We start from the raw sequence: 17,898 nt of genomic DNA, 5'->3' as shown, positions 1-17,898 counted from the left end.
TGCTTTGAAATCTTTTTGTAAAGGGATCAACGGATCATTACGATCAGCTTCTTCCACTGTTTGCATCATCAGTAATGGAGTGCTGAGAATTTCTTCGCAAGCTGCCACAAAGCCTTTGTCTTTTGATGATTTGTAAAATGGGTAGTTTGTATTCTTTTCAGAAAAGGAATGATTATAGCGTAGAAAATATATTGGGCCGAATGTGCCATCAGCTTTTATTTCCCTGATCACACGGCCAACACCATTACCGTCGTTGGGATCATCTTTTTGTCCCAACGCAATACCGTAAAACGCCAATGCAAATAATCGTTTTGATTTGGACGTATAAAAACCAAAACGTTGGTGCATCACTGCATAGCTGTTCTTTGCCGTATCTGTCTTGCCTTGTTTTACAAATCTATCCGGTATTTTATAAGGAGGGAAAATCACCACAGGATAACTCCAGTTGTAACCATCTTTTGAACTTTGTAGTAATGTTTGTCCTGGTGGAATATGTTCGCCAACAGGATCACTTAAATATTCAAGATAAAATGTATTGTTCCAATACGCCAGCATGGGTGCATGGTTGTAGGTCCATGATGTAGCCCCTGTATCTGCACGGTTGGCACGCATGGTCTGAATATTGTGCACGCCAACGGCTGGTGATAACTGGCCGTGATGATAATCAACGTTCGATAAAGTTGTGCCTGTGTAGCGAACAGTATCCTGTGCCTGCAGCGATAGTGCAAGCAGCATTATTACTCCTGTTATTAATTGCTTCAATTTCATTTCTATTATTTGCCACGAAGACACAAAGGCGCTAAGGCTTTGTGCTGCTTTCTGTCTTTGGGTCTTTGCGGCCTGTTTTCTTAATTAATTTCTTCACTGTTTTTTTCTTCACCGGAACAATTGTTCCGTGCTTATGTCCCTCGGGCACTTCTACCTGTGTTGTTATATTCTCAAACTTTACAAAGTCTTTCGTTGCAACTACTTCATAAATTTTCTTTCGATACGAATCAAAATAAATCAGCCATTCATCTTTTAGTTTTATAACAGCCGGCCCTTCTGTAAAATTATCGGAGAAGGGTTTTGAAATATTCGTCCATGGACCAAGCGGCGAACTGCCAAAGGCAACTTTAATATTCCGCTCCGGTCTTGTATTATCTTTCAACACCAGCACATAATCATCTTTCTTCCGTTTAACGATCACTGCATCAATGACACTGAACTTTGGATCGATGAATAATTTCGTATCACTGAATGTTTTAAAATCAGGTGTTGTGGTGACATACATGCGATGGTTGTTGCTGTCTTCTTCAATACCCCGTTCAAATCTTCCCGGTATGCAACTTGCCCAGATAATGATGTATTGCTTTTGCTCATCATCATAAAACAATTCAGGTGCCCATGTATTCACAGTTGTTGGTTCGTTCTTCATCACAGGAATAAATTGCTGCTCACTCCAGTTAAAAAGATCTTTTGATGAAGCATAACCAAAACCCAGATCGCCACGCCAGCTGCTCGTCCATACCAAATGAAAAGTTGCATCAGGTCCTTGTACCATTGATGGGTCACGCATCACTTTCTGGTTGCCTACTTTCGGTTGTAAAAGAACTGTATCAAGATCCGTCCAATGTTTACCATCATAACTGTACAACATCCGCAAACCTGCATCAGCGGGTTCATGAAAAGATGTGAACAGGTAAGCTTTGCTTGAACAGGAAGAGAAAAATAAAAGCAAAACAACGCCCCATACTCCAACTCTTTCCCCAAAGGGAAAAGAGCGGCACAATTTTACGAACATCAACTTTAGATTCTTCCACATCATCATCTTATTATCAATCGGCTTGTTTATCGTTTAGGGTTTCAAAGTCCCTCCTTTGGAGGGGTTTGGGGAGGGCTCCAAAATCAATACCCAATCATTTCCATCTTTCTGTTCACCAGGCGGATCAAAGCTGATCATACCTTTCTTATACCCTTTCACCGGTTGTTGTTTGCCGGTAGCAGGATTAAACCAATTTGCTTTCGCTGGCACAAACTTCAACTTCGATACGTCTATTTTAAAATCTCTTCCATTATACACATAGAACATTGCATAATTACTTCCTCTAGTTGTAGCCACACGGTTGTAACGTTCGCCACTATCAACCACCAACTCCTGAGCAGGTACACGATCGAAATAGGTTTTGCTCAACATGAGTTTTTTCAAATGAATCATTTGCGTTGCACCGGGTGAAAGCAAAGCTTGTTTCCAATTCATCCGTACACCGTAATTCGCTGTCCAGTCGCCCATTTTATTAAACTGCATGGTTGAGTTTTCACCATACGTAAAACCAGCACCACCTGCAAACACACTCCAGTATGCATAACGACGCAAATCAGCATCTGTCCAGCGTGGTTGCAAACTATCGTGCAGACCATGCGGAATATTTTCGTACGAAGGTTCGCCATCCATTGTTGGCTTCACCGGTTTCAATTTATAATCTACATCAACAAATTTCCAGTTGTCTTCGCCATAATGATTTGTTTCGTTACTGCTGGTATCCTGCGAATAATTTTTATGTCCGCTTTGAAACATATTAAAATCAAGCCATGCTTCATTATGAAACCAATCGCTTGATGAAGTGCGTCCCCGTGGATGATAGGTCATCAAATGTTTTGCATCGAGTTGTTTAATCGTTGTTCCCATCTTCTTCCAAACTTCCAGGCCCTCTGTTCCTTTTACATCACCACCGTTAAGCCAGATAATGTTTGATTTATTTTTATAACGCTTGCCAAGAAATGTTGCATACGCTTCGCCTTGCTTCACGCTCACTTTGCCGCCTTTTACATTGCTGCCCCAAATGGGTACCATCGCCATGTAGATGCCACGCTTTGCAGCTTCATCTACAATAAAATCTACATGATCCCAATAATCATACGCATTCTTGTCCGCAAAATTATTTCCAGGTGTAACGTTTGGTTTTGATACATCTTCATTAATCAATGCAAAATCGCCATACACATTTTTGGTATTGTTCATATCGTGCAATACCATAACCTGGATAACATTAAACCCTTGATGCTTTCTTGTTTCGAGATAACGAATGGCATCTTCCCTGCTGCATTTTACAAATAACAACCAGCCTGTATCACCAATCCAGAAGAAAGGTTTACCATCAACTGTTTGAAAGAATCGTTTGTTGGCGGAAACTTTTAACTGCTTCACCTGCGCATTTGCAAACAAAGCAAACAATAAAAACAAAACTGTAAATCTGTTCTTCATCACCTATCGTCTTTCGAATTTTTTAGTTGTTGTGTTATAGATAATACTCGTCTTACCATCACTCAGCACATATTCATTTGCATTGGAAGACGGAACTGGTTTCATGCCCGTTGCAGCATTCAGAATTGAGGCATCGATATTTTCAGGCAGCACCGGCATACTGCCACCTGCCATCAATACAGCTATACCAAACTCCGGATAACTATCTCCGCTATACATCACTGCTTTGGTTGGATATTTTGTGCGATATTCTTTTACGGCACGGTACACCTGTTCAAAACTTGTCTTTTTTGGTTTCAATAAACGTGCATGCTGACGTGGGGCTAAATTCTCTCCGCCTTTTGGTACATACGCTGTACCATCGGCCTGATAATGCCAGTAGCGGATGTCGATGATATCCACCACTGCAGCATAAGCAGGCAATGCTAAAATTGAATCCTGAACATCTTTCGTTACACTTAGTGCAATCAATGGATGTTTGCCTGTTTCTTTTTCCCATTCACGAATAACATCCAACCAGAATTTTACAAAATGCAAAGGACCGGTGTATTCTTCACTGATAAGTTGAATAACTCCTGTGTTGTCTTTGAAATTTGATAAGCACTGACGGATATATTTTTTATGCAGCTCTTCACGAACAGGGTTTGATAGATCATAAAACTGTTCTGCATAAAAAATGCGTTTATCACCTGCATAATTTACCGGCTCATTAAATCCGGTGTTGTTGATATTGTTAGCAGTTCGCCACGGAAAATCGGCATAGTGTGCACCTGCTTCAATAATGTTGTGCTGAAAATAATTCTGATGCATCAATACCAATCCATTCTGATCGGCGAGATCAGCAAACTGCTTTAATCTGCTCCAGTAAAAGAGGTTGTACTTCGTGAGATCGTATTTACTCAACCCATCCCATGCCGTTTCTTTTCCGCTGCGTGCAAAAGGCAATTCATAAAACGGTGGCCACACTTCTCCATCCATTCTGCGGATGCGTTCATGATCATCTCTCCTTCTGTCGTACCACAAACCATAATTATGTTCAAGAGCAACCGTGTTGCTTGTTTTCATTTCTGCTACTACTTCATCAAGGTTATCTGTCAACCCTCTGCCGCTTCTTCCCGGAACAAAACGTGTGATATGGGGTCTTGCTTCTTTTATATCTTTTGCCTGCAGTCCACCACTCCACCATTGCACACTTGTTCTTTTTCCTGCAATATATTCCGTGCCTCGTACCAATACACCATTCTTAATGGTTAATGCAGGAGCAAGTGTTGGTACAGTTGTTTTTTTAACACCGATCTGATCAATTGTTTTTGCAGCTCCGGCGTCCGTATTGATTTTTGTTCTTGTTGCTGCCTGTGTAATCCAATCCTTCAACAGTTGCTTTCGTTTTGATGCTTCTTTTGTTAACTGTTGTGCTACTTCAACACTCGGACTGCTGCTCGCTTCTGTCGGCACATCCATAATCTGCGCCTGCACATCTACATTTTTATTCAGGCGTTCACGCAACTGTGCATAGTATAAACTTCGTGGAGTAATTGTATTGTTTGATTCATTCCAGTATCCATCACCTGCAAACTGGCTCCAGCTGCCGAATGCCCAGTTTTGTGCAGTGGGCGGTTTGTAACAATCGATGCGTGCTGCACTGCAGTTCCAGAACAAACTGTTGGCTGCAGCCCAGCCTGCGCCATTAGCATCCTGGTAACGATTACCAAAACGCAATGCATTGCCATCCACATTCACTACATCAAACAACACAGCACTTGCCCAACTATCAATGGTGCCGCTGAAACTATAAGGAAGAATTGATTCGCATTGTACAAATGCATTTGGACCGGCAGCACAAAAACCAACAGCAAAATCATGATAACCATTTTCAGCATAACAACGCTGAAACAAAGTTTGCTGACCGGTAGTTAAAAACGTATAACGACGCTGTCCACCAATTTCAGAAACAGGTGCAAGAGAAATACAATCTTCAACAGTAATACGTTTGGAAGTTTCCAATACACTAACTGCACTGCCTGCAAAATGCTGAAACGTTATTTGCCTCACCCAGCAATCTTCTGCATTTTCAAGATTGATGGCATTCCAGCGATGATCTTCATCTTTTGGATTTGCTTTATCGTACGTAGAAATGAGTTTGATATTTTCAACGCCACAATTAGTAATGCGACCATCGTTATTGTAAAAAGAAATGGTTGCACCGCCGTAAGTTGTATCAAGTGCAGTTGTAATTGGCGCATCAATGTAAACCCTATTGCCTTCAATTTTTGTAATGGTACGATCCATCAATATATCCCGTTCACCCGGTTTCCAACCCAATGCTGTAATGCCGCCTCCAAAATGATCTGTGCCCAGTAACTGTATCCAGTTGGCAGTTGAAGGCCGGCGGATAATAATTCTATTTGAGTGTTCTTTCATGTTGATCGATTGATCAACATAAAAACTCATGGCATTTACCGGCACATATGCATCGGTGATTTTCAATCCGGAAGCTGCTGATAGATTCGCTTTCTTTCCAACAATTTTGATCAAAGCCAAACGGCCTGTACCTGCACCAACGATTGTTGTTGCATTGATGCCACTGCCACGTAACACTACACCTGATGCGGGAATGCGTAATTGCCCAAACACTTCATAAGTCCCCTTCTGCAACAACACCGCTCCACGAAAACCACTTGCGTCAACTGGTAACGAAGCCACATAATCCAAAGCCGATTGAATGCGAAGCGTTGCATCACCTGATTTTAAAGGAACAACAACTTTCACTTCCAAACTAGGAATGGATTCTTCCGATGCTTTGTAACCGCAATACGAAAAATCAGGAATACGATTTCCCTGCGCATCTGCAGTGTAAACCAACTTTCCTTTTTCACTGTATAAAGGAGGAACAGGCTTTACCTGCTTTTGCGCAAATAAAGCCTGTTGACCTGTTATAAGACTGATTAAAATTAAATAACAATATACTGTTCTTTTTTGCACGATCATTCCTTTCTAAACTAATTATAAGATACAAAAACAGTATGTACTGCCGAATCTTTATTTCTTAACTGCTGCAACAACCGGCTTCACGTTCTTTACATCCACTACACTGTTGAGATAATTTTCAATATTGCTGTAACCGTTTTTTGCAATCTTCGCTGCATCAGCAGCGTCTTTCGGATTCAATCCAACTTTCGTTTCATATACGTCAGGAATACCATCGTTATCGGTATCGGTATAAGCCGTGCCTTTGTATTCAGGATAACCTCCAACTTGTGAGGGATCTGTAATGATACCAATCTTGTACGAATCAATTGGCATACGACGATGTTTGAATTGTGTTTCAGGCAATTTCACATTGGCATTTAATTCTACCTTTCCTGTTGTTGCTTCTTTTACAATGCGTGCATCAACTGCATCACGCTTTGGCAACGTTGCACCGGCATTTGCCAAAACATATTTCCTTGCATCTTCAGCAGGTAAAATTGTGATTGGCGACATTGGCAATGGCTTGTTTACTTTAATATAATCTTTGTATTCGCCTGTACCTTTTTCTTCTTCTATTTGCACACCGCCATTCCAGTTATCTTTTGTGACCTCAGGATAGCCTTCAACAATGTTTCCGTTTACGAAAGCACGGCCATAGTATTTGTCTTTAAGTTTACTTCTTCCGCTTTCGGGTTTCAGAATACGGTAAGCAATGGGCGTTTTAGGAGTAGCGGGACCCGGTTTAAAATAATTATTGATGATATTGTATTGTGCACGGTAATCGCCGCCATCAATACTGCGATGTACCCAGTTGTAAACAACATTGTTTGCAAAATTGAAGATACCGTTCCAACCTACAGAAGGATTACGGCCTGCATTATTTGCCCAGAGATTACGCATGAAAGTACAGTTCTCGCCACCTAGTGTGCTGCCGAATGCATGGTTCCATGTATCAAGTGCTTCACCAAAGATTGAATTCTGAATGGTGATGTTTACTGTGCCGAATTTATCTTCGATCTTGCCAGTACTATCATTGTACATGTGACGATACATGCTCATATTCTCATCTAATCCCCATGTTGCACTCACATGATCGATGATAATATTTCCAATGGGATTACCACCAATTGCATCATCTCTTCTTCCAACCCATGTTTCACCTCTGCGGAAACGCATATAACGAATGATCACATCATGCGTGTTGATCCAAACACTTTCACCTGCAATACAAACACCATCGCCTGGTGCAGTTTGTCCGGCAATTGTGATATAAGGTGCACGAATGATCAACGGTGTTTGCAAACGAATGATACCGGCAACATTGAACACAATAATTCTTGCACCACCTTGTTCACAAGCCCAACGTAAACTACCAGGGCCATCATCATTTAAATTTGTTACAACATACACTTTACCTCCACGGCCACCAAAGCTGTAACGGCCACCACCTTCGGCACCAGGAAAAGCAAGAATATCCGACTGAGGCAATTCATCGTAACGTGAAGCCCACGGAATATAAGGCTTACCTTCTTTTGATTGTTGCTGAATAATGGGCCATGCAAGTTTCCATGCAGAATCGGAATGCGCATTGGCTGCACGCATTAATGAATCAGACTTTTGCTGAACATCTTTTGGAATATCGGGATACTGTGCAAATGCACTAACCAAAGAAAAAAAGCATATCGCTGCTAAAACCAATTTTTTACTTCTTACTATCATTACTTTTTATTTTACTAATCGTTAGACGTTATAATGGCAGCAAACATGTTTTTTGGGTAAAAAAAGAAAGAGAAGATTTTGGTGATCTTCTCTTTCGATATTTTTTTGTTTTTATTGTGCAGAGTTGAAATCACCAGGCGCTCCATTGTAATCCATCCAGCCTATAGTTTGTTTAAGCCATGGATTAAAGGACAATACTGTATTGCTTAATCCCGACAGATAATAGTTCGGTTTAAACAAAATATTTACCGCTGCACTACCATCTCTATCCATTGCAACATCGAGCGGCGTCATAACAAACTTGGAATTGTACAACGTTTTTAGAGCTGCTATTTGGGTTGCAAAAGTTGCAGCAGAAGCATCCGGATCGATAATGATATTTTTTTCTGCGGGTGTTAATGGATCGTTAGCAGTAAAATTTTTAGCTTGCCAGTAATAACCAGTTCTGTTAGTTCCGTTAATAGGAGTAAGACCCAATTTAGTAACGGTATTTGCAGAAGGATTCATGGAAGAGTTGCCACCATAGAGCAACCATCTGTGAATGTCCCAATAGCGTTTTCCTTCGTAAGCTAATTCTACCCGGCGTTCGTATAAGCAAGCTTCAATAGCTTCGTATTTGTTGGCGAGGCTTCCAATACCCCAATTGTTTGCTCCCTGAGGAATGCCAACACGATTGCGGATCTTACCTAAATATTCAATACACTTTGCGGTATTTCCTGTTGCAGCATAGCACTCAGCAATGTTTAACAACAGCTCGGCATAACGGTATTCAAAAATATCTGTTCCTGAAAATGCAAGCGCCAGAGAATCTGCGCCCGGATTGGACATTTTACGAACAACCGCCGGACTTAATACATTATTCCCACCTGAATAAACGGGCGCTTTTGTTGCGTTTTCTCTCCATCTATAGAAGAATGAAGTTTTGTTGGCATTCTGCTTTATAGGCCATTTTGCAGCAGAAAAAGCAAACGTGCGATAAAAACGAGGATCCCTGTTTTCAAAAAAGAACGTATCAACATAACCATTTGCGGCTGTTGGTCGTCTTCCATCGGCTAATGGGAACAGATCAAGCATCGCCTTAGGAGCAGCAATACCACCTCCACCATTGTGGTCTTTTGGTCTGATGGTATTTTCCCAAGGACTGTTGTAACCTGCAGAACTTGTTGTTGTAGTAGAAAGCAAGATGGTAAAAATTGATTCTTTATTTCCACCCACACCTGAACCACTGATATTGTCATTTATATAAGTCATTTCGCCCCACTGCTTTGCTGTTGTACCATAGAGGCCATATCCTGCAGCGGTGAGTGCGGTTTCTGCTGCTAAACCTGCATCAAGAGCAGCCGTCCATTTTGTGCTACCTGTATTATCCCAATCAGTATTAAATAAAGGACTTGCAGCTGTAAGCAATACACGACTTTTCATGGCCAGCGCTGCTCCACTCGTAAAACGACCATAGTTGGTTGTTAAACCACTCCAAACTGTTGGAAGTAATGCAGCGGCTGAATCAAAGTCTTTTGCAATCTGAGCGAAACATTCTGAAGCTGTTGCTCTAGGTAAGCGGAGCGAAGAATCTGAACTGCTTGCTTCCTGCACCTTTAAAACCAGTGGAACACCACCATATGTACGAACTAAATAAAAATATTGCAACGCTCTGAAATAATACGCCTGACCTTTTGCAGAATTCTTAAATGACTGCGTTAAGGTTTTTCCTTCAGCATCTATTTTTTCAAGTAAAAAGTTAGCCAAACGAATGCGGGTATATGGCGTGTTGGCAATACTAGCGGTAAGCGTACCACCATAATAGGCATCTGCCTCAGTAGCCAATTGCAGATTTTTATTCGGGTTGATATAGTTACTCACTGTGCCGCCGATTTCTTCAGTCATCCGTGTTTTAGAATCGTCGTAAGATCCAAGAGTAGTTTCAGCTTGTAGTGGGCTTCTAAAGTTTACAAAGAAATAGTTATAAATTCTATCGATATAATAACCCGTTAATGCTTCATTGGCAAAAACCTGCTCTTCGCCATATTTGTCATAGGGCTGCATGTCTTCCAAAAACTTCTTTTTGCAATTTGTCAGCGTTAATGTAGCTAAACAAAGTATTGTGAAGTATGATAATTTTCTTTTCATATGAAATTTGTTGACTAGAATTAAAATTAGAATCCAAGGTTTATGCCCAATGACCATGTTCGTAATGTGGGATAACCCGTTTTTGGATCATCATACATATTTCTGTATTTACCAGGATATGGATTATATAGATCCCACAGATTATATCCAGCTAATACAACTTTTGCATTTGATACGTGCACTTTGCTTAACCATTGTTTAGGTAAGGTATAGCCAATGCTCAATGACCGTACTACAACTCTAAAGTTTGACACTGTCCAAAAATCAGAGTTTTTATATGCGTTGTCGTAGAAAGCCATATTAGGGTATTTACCATTCGGGTTGTCGGTAGAATCATACATATCATTCAGATAAGCCACTTGCGACCAGCCGGCATTCGTACTGCTTGTACCTTGTTTAATTCTATCAATACTGTTCCATCCACCCCAGCTTGTTGCTATTTGAGCCATCAGGGTTAACGACTTCCAACCCATGCTTAAATTGGTGCTGATGCCGTAAGATTGATTTCTTTTTACAAGTTGAACATAATCCTGGTCATCGTTGATTTGACCGTTTTGTCCGGCAATGGTTTTTGTTGAAGCGTTTAAAGCTCCTGCCACATCTTCGTAAGCCATCATACCTTTTCTCAAACCTGCTCTGGTAGAAATGTTTGCACTACCTGCATTATAAAGCGGAGTAGTATTTGCCTTTGTAGCAAGGTCGGTAAGATAAGCCCAATAATTGTCGAGATCCGCATCTGTTCTCAGAATTCCATCACCTGTTGAAGTTCCTTTCCATGTTCTGTATCCCCACTGTGCGCTGATCATAGAGTATCCTTCCAATTGTTTTCCTGCAAATGTTGATGGATAGTTAAACGGTTGATCGAGATATGTTTTTACTTTATTGTTTGACCAACCAAAGTTCATACCTACTGAATAAGTGAAGTCTTTGCCGATATGATCATTCCACGTTGCAGAAACTTCAGATCCCCAGAAGTTGATTGCCCCATAGTTCTGTTCTGCAAATGCGCCACCTACAGATATAGGAACATTAATTGCTGTTGTCATAGACGTTAACATGTCAGTAGATGAATTGTAATATCCATCCAGGCTCACTGATAAACGACTATTTAAGATGGAGAAGTCAATACCAAGGTTGCGTTGTATTGTTCTATCCCATTTGATATTTCTAAAAGGAGTAGGATCAGGCGTAATTCCATAAGTGTAATTACCACCACTGGTTCCGAATGCCATACCCTTGTCTAACGCAAGCTGGTACAATTGTAACCACTTCCAAGCTTTTACGTTATCGTTACCTGTTCTTCCTAAAGAGAAACGGATTTTCAGATAATCAACCCAATCAACACTTTTCTTGAAAAAAGATTCGTCTGAAACAATCCAGCCCAATGACATGCTTGGGAAAAAGCCCCAATAATTTTCAGGAGCAAATTTGCTGGAAGCATCGCTACGGAAAAGGAACGTAGCTAAATACCTGTTTTTATAACTATAGTTTACACGACCTAAGAAAGATTGAGTTCCTCCAATTTGACGGTAGGTAATTGTATTAGAAGCATTCAGTGTTCCTGCAGAAACCGAAGTTCCATTATAAACGCCCGGTATCGGGTTCTCATAAATTTGGTAGCGATCTTCATTTGTAACTTTTGATTGCTCACCTGAAACTACCGCCGACACATTATGATCTCCAAAAATGCGGTCGTAGTTTACAAAGAAGTTGATTTGCTCTAAAGCACTGGTTGTATTATCGTATGTAACTCTCGAGTTTGATCTGTTAGTAAACTGACTCCATGTAGAAGTAGATGTATACAAATGATTATTGGCAGTATTAATATTTTGCGCCTGCGAAAGAAGTAAAGGCATCATTACCTGCTCCGTATTACCAGCTGTATGGGTTAAGGCATAACTACCCCTAACTGACAGACCTTTCAAAAACGGCATATCGTACTGCAATGAAAAGTTACCGGTATAACTGAAGTTCTTATTTGTTGTAAATGATCCATTATTCAACAACGCATAATAGTTCCAGTTTGACAACGAGTTATTACCCGTTGCAGAACCAATTTTATCTGTACCAAGTGTTGGAGACACGTACCTGGTTAATCCATTGATATTATATTCCCACGGAATATAGCGAGGCATATGAAGCAACACGTTATAATCATTTTGCTCACCACCTACTGCATAGCCATCAGAAAAATTGATTTTAGTGAATGACTTTTCCATTTCAGTTTTGTTCGCTGAAATTGTAGCAGAAAGCTTCACACTATTTAGAACCTTTACGTCGGTACCGGAACGGAATGTCCACCTGTTAAAATCCTGCGAGCCCAAATTAGCGCCCTGTGTATAATAAGAAAACCCTGTAAAGTAGGTAGCTCTTTCTGATCCACCAGTTACATCAAGAGAGTGCTGCATAGTATTCGCCCTGTTCCAATCATTTGCCAACCAATCATAATTCAAAGAGTCCATACTGGCAAGTTCGCCATCAGTAAAAAATTTGTTTGGCTGTGATGTTGCGTTATTTCCCAGTCCACGCTGAAACCTGTTTGAGAAGATTCCATATTCTTTTGCGTTCATCACTTTACCGTGACTAATTGCATCATTTGTTTGAAACTTTGCAGAATAACTAATTCTGGGAGGTCCTAGTTTTCCTCTCTTTGTTTTGATAACAATGGCGCCTTGCGAAGCACGTGTACCGTAAATGGCCGCACTTGCATCACGCAAAACAGTAATGCTTTCAACTTCCGACAAATCCAATTGATTGAACTTATCCAAAGTAGGAAGATTAGTTGCAGGATCGATTTGAACCACATCATCAATTACAATTAATGGAATGGTACCACCACCATCTTTACCCCAGTTAAATTGCTGGCGAATACTCACTTGCGCCATTGATCCGGGACGAGTACTACCACCTGAAACGTTTAAGCCAGGAACTTGTCCTCTTAACATTTCAGATATAGACGCCACTGGCAATTCTTCTAATTTCTTTGGATCAACAGAAACTACCGACCCAGTAATTGCTCTTTTTCGTTGGGTACCGTAACCAACCACCACTACTTCATTAAGGTCAGCGCCAGTACTTTCAAGGGCAATCTTAATATCTGCACCCTGACCAACCTTGGTCTCATATACTTTATACCCCACAAAGGTGATCGACAGGATCGATTCTGAAGATGGGGCCACAATTTGAAAAGCACCATTAGCATCGGTGACTGTTGAAGCTGTACCATTTTTAATTTTCACGGTCGCACCTGGTAATGGTGTGGACGTCTTGCCGTCAATGATTGTACCTTTTACAGTTACCTGTTGAGCATACAAGTTCAGTGAAACAGTAAGAGCTGTAATTACCTGTAGCAACGCAAGCAGTCGTTTAAGTTTCATACAATTGTATTGTTTTTATTATTGAATCCGGGTTTTCGTTTTGCCAGTAGTTGTTTATTTAGAAGACTCTTTTTTTGCTTTCAATCGTTTATTCCATTCTTCTCTTTCTTTGGTGAGATCGTAACCTGCAGCAGAGAGATAATTGTTGATGCGGCCTTTGTACTTTCCGAAGATGGCGTGCTTTTTATCTGATGATTCGCCATCCATTGCCAGTTCTCTGGCTTCAATAAGCCAGTCGTAGATTTTTTTCTTTTGTTCTTCAGTGAGGGTTGGAATCATGTCTTGGTAAGCAGTGTACGTAACATTTAATACGCCGTAGGTCATACCATTTTTCACCTGCTCAATCTGCTCTTCAGAAATAACCTTTTGTAACCCGGCAAGAAAAGAACTGTGCAGTTGCTGAAGCTGGGCAGTTTTTTTCTCTTCCTGCTTTTGTACCTGAAGAGCAGATTCCTGAGCGGTGATTGATTGCTGTTTGATTGCTGCTAAAGCGAGTTTAGTTTCTTCGTGTATATTATTAATGCCACTATACTGTTGTACGAGTAACGCTACGACCTTATCAAATTGCGCAGCGTCTTTAATTGAAAGTGTCTTAACGATCTTGGCAGAACGTTCTGTGATAGCTTTAATATAATTGGTATCAACTGCCTTGTTATCTTGTGCGTAAACGAATGATGTTGATAAAAGTGTAATTAAAAATGTGAGGAATTTACCTGCAGTAAATAAGCGTAGTGATAAACAAACAGAAATTGATTTGTTGGAAGTGCTACAATCAGTATATGCAAGCAAATATCTTTTCATTCTACAGCATTTAATCGTTTTTCGAATGTGAAAATGGGTAAAACCCCTTATCTCATTCACGAACTAAAGGTACATTTGCTGGTTGCCTTAAAAATGTAAGGTTTTGCTATATTGATGGAACATTTTACTATTCAGCAAAAACTTACGGAAACGTTCCCGGAAGCCTTATTTGTCGGGTTATTTCTCAGTTTCAAGCGATATGCTGGCGGTTTTTAATCCTGCAGATTTTACAGTAACTGTAATATTTCCGTTTTTTCCTGACGATTGAATAATGCCTAGCGCCAGCCCTTTCCAGGTTTTTCTTTTGTGGTTTTTGAGTGAGGTGCTATCAGCAGGAAAGCCATTGTCGGTACCAGCTAAATAACCGGCACCTGTAACAGAAAATTCTACAAGTTGATCTTCATTGGGAACAGGGTTGCCATTTTTATCTAACAGCTTTACAGTGATGAACGACAAATCTTTTCCGTTGGCCTTAATCTTGGTTTTGTTGGCAGTAAGTTGAATTTTTGCAGGTGCGCCGGCCGTTCTGATCTCTTCCGTAACTATTATTTTTCCTTTTTTCTTTGATAAAGCCTTGAGCACGCCTTGCTGATAAGGCACACGCCACATAACATGTAAGACATCTGTTTTTTTCGATTTGCTGCCTAACGATTTTCCGTTCAAAAATAATTCCACTTCATCGGCATTGTTGTAATAAGCCCATACGTCAACCGTATCGCCTTTGTTGTGGTTCCAATGCGGAAATAAATGCAGAACTGGTTTTGCTGTCCACTCACTTTGGTAGAGATAATAAACATCTTTCGGGAAGCCTGCGAGATCAACAATACCATAGTAAGAGCTGCGTGCAGGCCAGGCATAAGGCACTGGCTCACCAAGAAAATCGAAACCACTCCATACAAACATGCCCGACATGAATTTGTATTTGTTAACTGCCAGCAATGCAGCTTCATGTGAAGAACCCCAATAAGCATACACATGATCATAAGCCGATACACTCATATCAGCATTACCTTTCACAGTTGGCGTTTTGCCATCGGGAGGCCAAAGGCGATTACTGTCGCTTGGCATATCGTAAGAACCACGGGATGATAATGCAGATGCTGATTCTGTTGCTACAAAAGATTGACCGGGAAAACGTTTCGGTAACTCTGCATAATCGTATAACTTATAGTTAAAGCCCAGCACATCTAATGCGCCCGATTTCCAGATGAAATTTTTCTCCGGAAAATTTTCCGTGAGTGCACAGGTAACAGGTCGTGTTGTGTCGATTGCTTTGATAAGATCAACCAAACGTTTGGCAATGGTTGTACCGGTGCTGTCGAACTGCTCTCTTATTTCGTTACCGATGCTCCACATAAAAACAGAAGGATGATTACGATCACGCAACACCATCGCCTGTATATCACGTGCATGCCATTCATCGAAGTATAGATTGTAATCAAATTTATTTTTCTTTTTCTTCCACATGTCGAATGCTTCTACTTGTACAAGAAAACCCATTTCATCGCAGAGATCTAGTAATGCTGCTGCAGGTGGATTGTGAGAGAAACGGATGGCATTTACGCCCATCTCTTTCAAAATTTTTAGTTGGCGTTTTGCTGCTGCATGATTGTAGGCCGCACCCAATGCACCCAGGTCATGATGCATACAAACACCTTGAATCTTTAAGGGTTGATTGTTGAGAAAGAAACCGTTTGCAGCATCGAAGCGGAAAGAACGGATGCCGAAATATGTTTTTACTTCATCCACCAAAATTCCATTGCGTTCAATTTTTGTAATTGCTTGGTACAAATAAGGTTTTGCAGTTGACCAAAGTATGGGTGTGTTAATTTGTATTTGATCAGTATAAGAATACCCGCCAACAGGAATTGTACGAAGCACAATATGTTTTGATGTAGCGACTTTCTTCCCTGATGCATTATATAAATCGGTATACAGGTTTACAATTTCTTTTTGCTTCCCTGTGTTTGAGACGTTGTACTGAACTGAAACAGTTGCTTTGTTTGATGTGATGACCGGGGTTGTAATGAATACGCCGGCTTCTGCCATGGCTACATTATTTGTTGTGATCAATTTTACGTCCCTGTATATACCACTACCGCTGTACCATCTTGAATCGGGCTGCAGAATGTTATCAACTTTTACTGCAATCACATTTTGCTTTGCATATTGCAAATGAGAAGTAAGGTCATAAGAAAAATTAATATAACCGTAAGGATGTTTACCGAGGTAATGTCCGTTGATCCATACTTCACTGTTCTTATACACGCCATCAAATTCTATTCTTGTATTCTTATTTGCTGAAGAAGCAGGCATCGTAAATGTTTTGCGATACCAACCAATGCCACCGGGCAATGCTCCACCTTGATTGGTAGCAGGAAATGAAGAAGAGAAATTACTTTCAATACTCCAGTCATGTGGTAAGTTTAAGCTTCTCCATTTGGAATCGTTATAGTTTGCATTGCTTGCAAGACTATCGTTACCTAAAAAGAATTTCCAGCCATCGTTGAAATTAATAACTGAACGAATCTGTGCTGTTGAAATAAAATTCAACAACAGGAATGCAACAACGAGAAATGTATTTTTTTTCAACTTCATTTTTATTTTTTTGCCGGTAAGACGGTAAGGCTGAAAGTTTCTTTGTGCAGCTTCCTGCCTTTGCGCCTTCGTGGCTCACCACAAATGATGCACCGATGCTTTAATATACTTTTCATAAACCGCCTGCACCTGCTGTAATTTTTCTTTACTTAACGATTCTTCACTTAATGCTTCGAGGTTACGTGTTACCTGTTCAGGTTTTGAAGCACCCGGAATAACTGTACTCACCGCATCAAAATCCAATATCCATTTCAGCGCCAGTGCCGATAAAGTTTTACCTGCAGGAACAACCTGTTTCAATTCTTCCACTGCCAGCAATCCGGTTGCGTAATCAATACCGGAAAATGTTTCTCCTTTATCAAATGCTTCACCATTGCGGTTAAACTGGCGGTGATCACCAGTCTCAAAAACAGTTTGAGCTGAGTAATTACCGGTTAACAATCCACTTGCTAATGGCACACGCACGATCACGCCGATATTTTTCTTCTTCGCCTGTTCAAAAAATAATTCAGCAGGCCGCTGACGAAACATATTGAAGATGATCTGCACCGTTGTTACATTATCGAACTCAATTGCCTTCAATGCTTCTTCTATTTTCTCCACGCTTACACCAAGGTTTTGAATCTTTCCTTCTTTCTTCAAATCATCAAACAATGCAAATATCTCCGGACGATAATAGACTGCTGTTGGCGGACAATGCAACTGAATCAAATCAATTGTTTCAATTTGCAAACGAGTCAAGCTATCTTCCACATACTTCCGCAACACAGCAGGAGTATAACCTTCGTTCACATGCGGCTGAATTTGTCGGCCGCATTTTGTTGCAACGAATAACTTTTCTTTTCTTGTTTTGAGAAAACGACCAATCGCTTTTTCACTTTCACCATCGCTGTACACATCAGCCGTATCGATAAAGTTGACGCCGTTATCTACAGCAGTATTTAAAATGGTATCTGCATTTTTTTCATCAAATGCACTGCCCCATTTACCACCTACTTGCCAGGTACCAAGACTGATCGCTGAAATATTGAATCCTGTTTTGCCTAATGTTATGTATTGCAT

General features: G+C 40.6%; 9 protein-coding genes and 1 pseudogene. All 10 read right to left on the bottom strand.

Going from position 1 to position 17,898, the window contains the following annotated elements; all coding sequences use genetic code 11:
- A pseudogene (locus ACO1QW_RS16590) lies at positions 1-768 on the bottom strand (six-hairpin glycosidase); the annotation flags it as partial.
- A 31-nt stretch (positions 769-799) separates the two neighbouring features.
- Entirely contained in the window at positions 800-1,783 is a 984-nt protein-coding gene (locus ACO1QW_RS16585; RefSeq protein ID WP_486260455.1) for a glycoside hydrolase family 43 protein, read from the bottom strand.
- A 54-nt stretch (positions 1,784-1,837) separates the two neighbouring features.
- Positions 1,838-3,244: a glycoside hydrolase family 140 protein gene (locus ACO1QW_RS16580; protein WP_486260453.1), complete on the bottom strand. Its 1,407-nt coding sequence runs from the start codon at positions 3,242-3,244 to the stop codon at positions 1,838-1,840.
- 3 nt (positions 3,245-3,247) lie between these two features.
- On the bottom strand, positions 3,248-6,226 hold the full coding sequence (locus ACO1QW_RS16575; RefSeq protein ID WP_486260452.1) for a DUF6298 domain-containing protein: 2,979 nt from the start codon (positions 6,224-6,226) through the stop codon (positions 3,248-3,250).
- Positions 6,227-6,283: 57 nt separating this feature from the next.
- Positions 6,284-7,933, bottom strand: coding sequence for a pectate lyase family protein (locus tag ACO1QW_RS16570; RefSeq protein WP_486260450.1), 1,650 nt, complete (start codon positions 7,931-7,933; stop codon positions 6,284-6,286).
- Positions 7,934-8,044: 111 nt separating this feature from the next.
- On the bottom strand, positions 8,045-10,060 hold the full coding sequence (locus tag ACO1QW_RS16565) for a RagB/SusD family nutrient uptake outer membrane protein (RefSeq protein ID WP_486260448.1): 2,016 nt from the start codon (positions 10,058-10,060) through the stop codon (positions 8,045-8,047).
- A 26-nt stretch (positions 10,061-10,086) separates the two neighbouring features.
- Positions 10,087-13,437, bottom strand: coding sequence for a SusC/RagA family TonB-linked outer membrane protein (locus ACO1QW_RS16560; protein ID WP_486260446.1), 3,351 nt, complete (start codon positions 13,435-13,437; stop codon positions 10,087-10,089).
- A 54-nt stretch (positions 13,438-13,491) separates the two neighbouring features.
- Positions 13,492-14,238, bottom strand: a complete 747-nt coding sequence (locus ACO1QW_RS16555) for a DUF3826 domain-containing protein (RefSeq protein WP_486260445.1) — start codon at positions 14,236-14,238, stop codon at positions 13,492-13,494.
- A 177-nt stretch (positions 14,239-14,415) separates the two neighbouring features.
- Positions 14,416-16,836: a glycoside hydrolase family 2 TIM barrel-domain containing protein gene (locus tag ACO1QW_RS16550; protein WP_486260443.1), complete on the bottom strand. Its 2,421-nt coding sequence runs from the start codon at positions 16,834-16,836 to the stop codon at positions 14,416-14,418.
- Positions 16,837-16,911: 75 nt separating this feature from the next.
- Positions 16,912-17,898 carry an aldo/keto reductase gene (locus ACO1QW_RS16545; protein WP_486260442.1) on the bottom strand — a complete coding sequence of 329 codons (987 nt, stop codon included), beginning with the start codon at positions 17,896-17,898 and terminating at the stop codon, positions 16,912-16,914.

The sequence above is a fragment of the Lacibacter sp. genome (assembly GCF_057361365.1).
Note: the sequence above shows the minus strand (reverse complement) of the source record. Positions and strands in the feature narration are given on the sequence as shown.

Coding starts and splice junctions, on each gene's coding strand:
- ACO1QW_RS16545 (WP_486260442.1), bottom strand. CDS start 17,898: ATGCAATACATAACATTAGGCAAAACAGGATTCAATATTTCAGCGATC.
- ACO1QW_RS16560 (WP_486260446.1), bottom strand. CDS start 13,437: ATGAAACTTAAACGACTGCTTGCGTTGCTACAGGTAATTACAGCTCTT.
- ACO1QW_RS16555 (WP_486260445.1), bottom strand. CDS start 14,238: ATGAAAAGATATTTGCTTGCATATACTGATTGTAGCACTTCCAACAAA.
- ACO1QW_RS16570 (WP_486260450.1), bottom strand. CDS start 7,933: ATGATAGTAAGAAGTAAAAAATTGGTTTTAGCAGCGATATGCTTTTTT.
- ACO1QW_RS16550 (WP_486260443.1), bottom strand. CDS start 16,836: ATGAAGTTGAAAAAAAATACATTTCTCGTTGTTGCATTCCTGTTGTTG.
- ACO1QW_RS16580 (WP_486260453.1), bottom strand. CDS start 3,244: ATGAAGAACAGATTTACAGTTTTGTTTTTATTGTTTGCTTTGTTTGCA.
- ACO1QW_RS16585 (WP_486260455.1), bottom strand. CDS start 1,783: ATGTTCGTAAAATTGTGCCGCTCTTTTCCCTTTGGGGAAAGAGTTGGA.
- ACO1QW_RS16565 (WP_486260448.1), bottom strand. CDS start 10,060: ATGAAAAGAAAATTATCATACTTCACAATACTTTGTTTAGCTACATTA.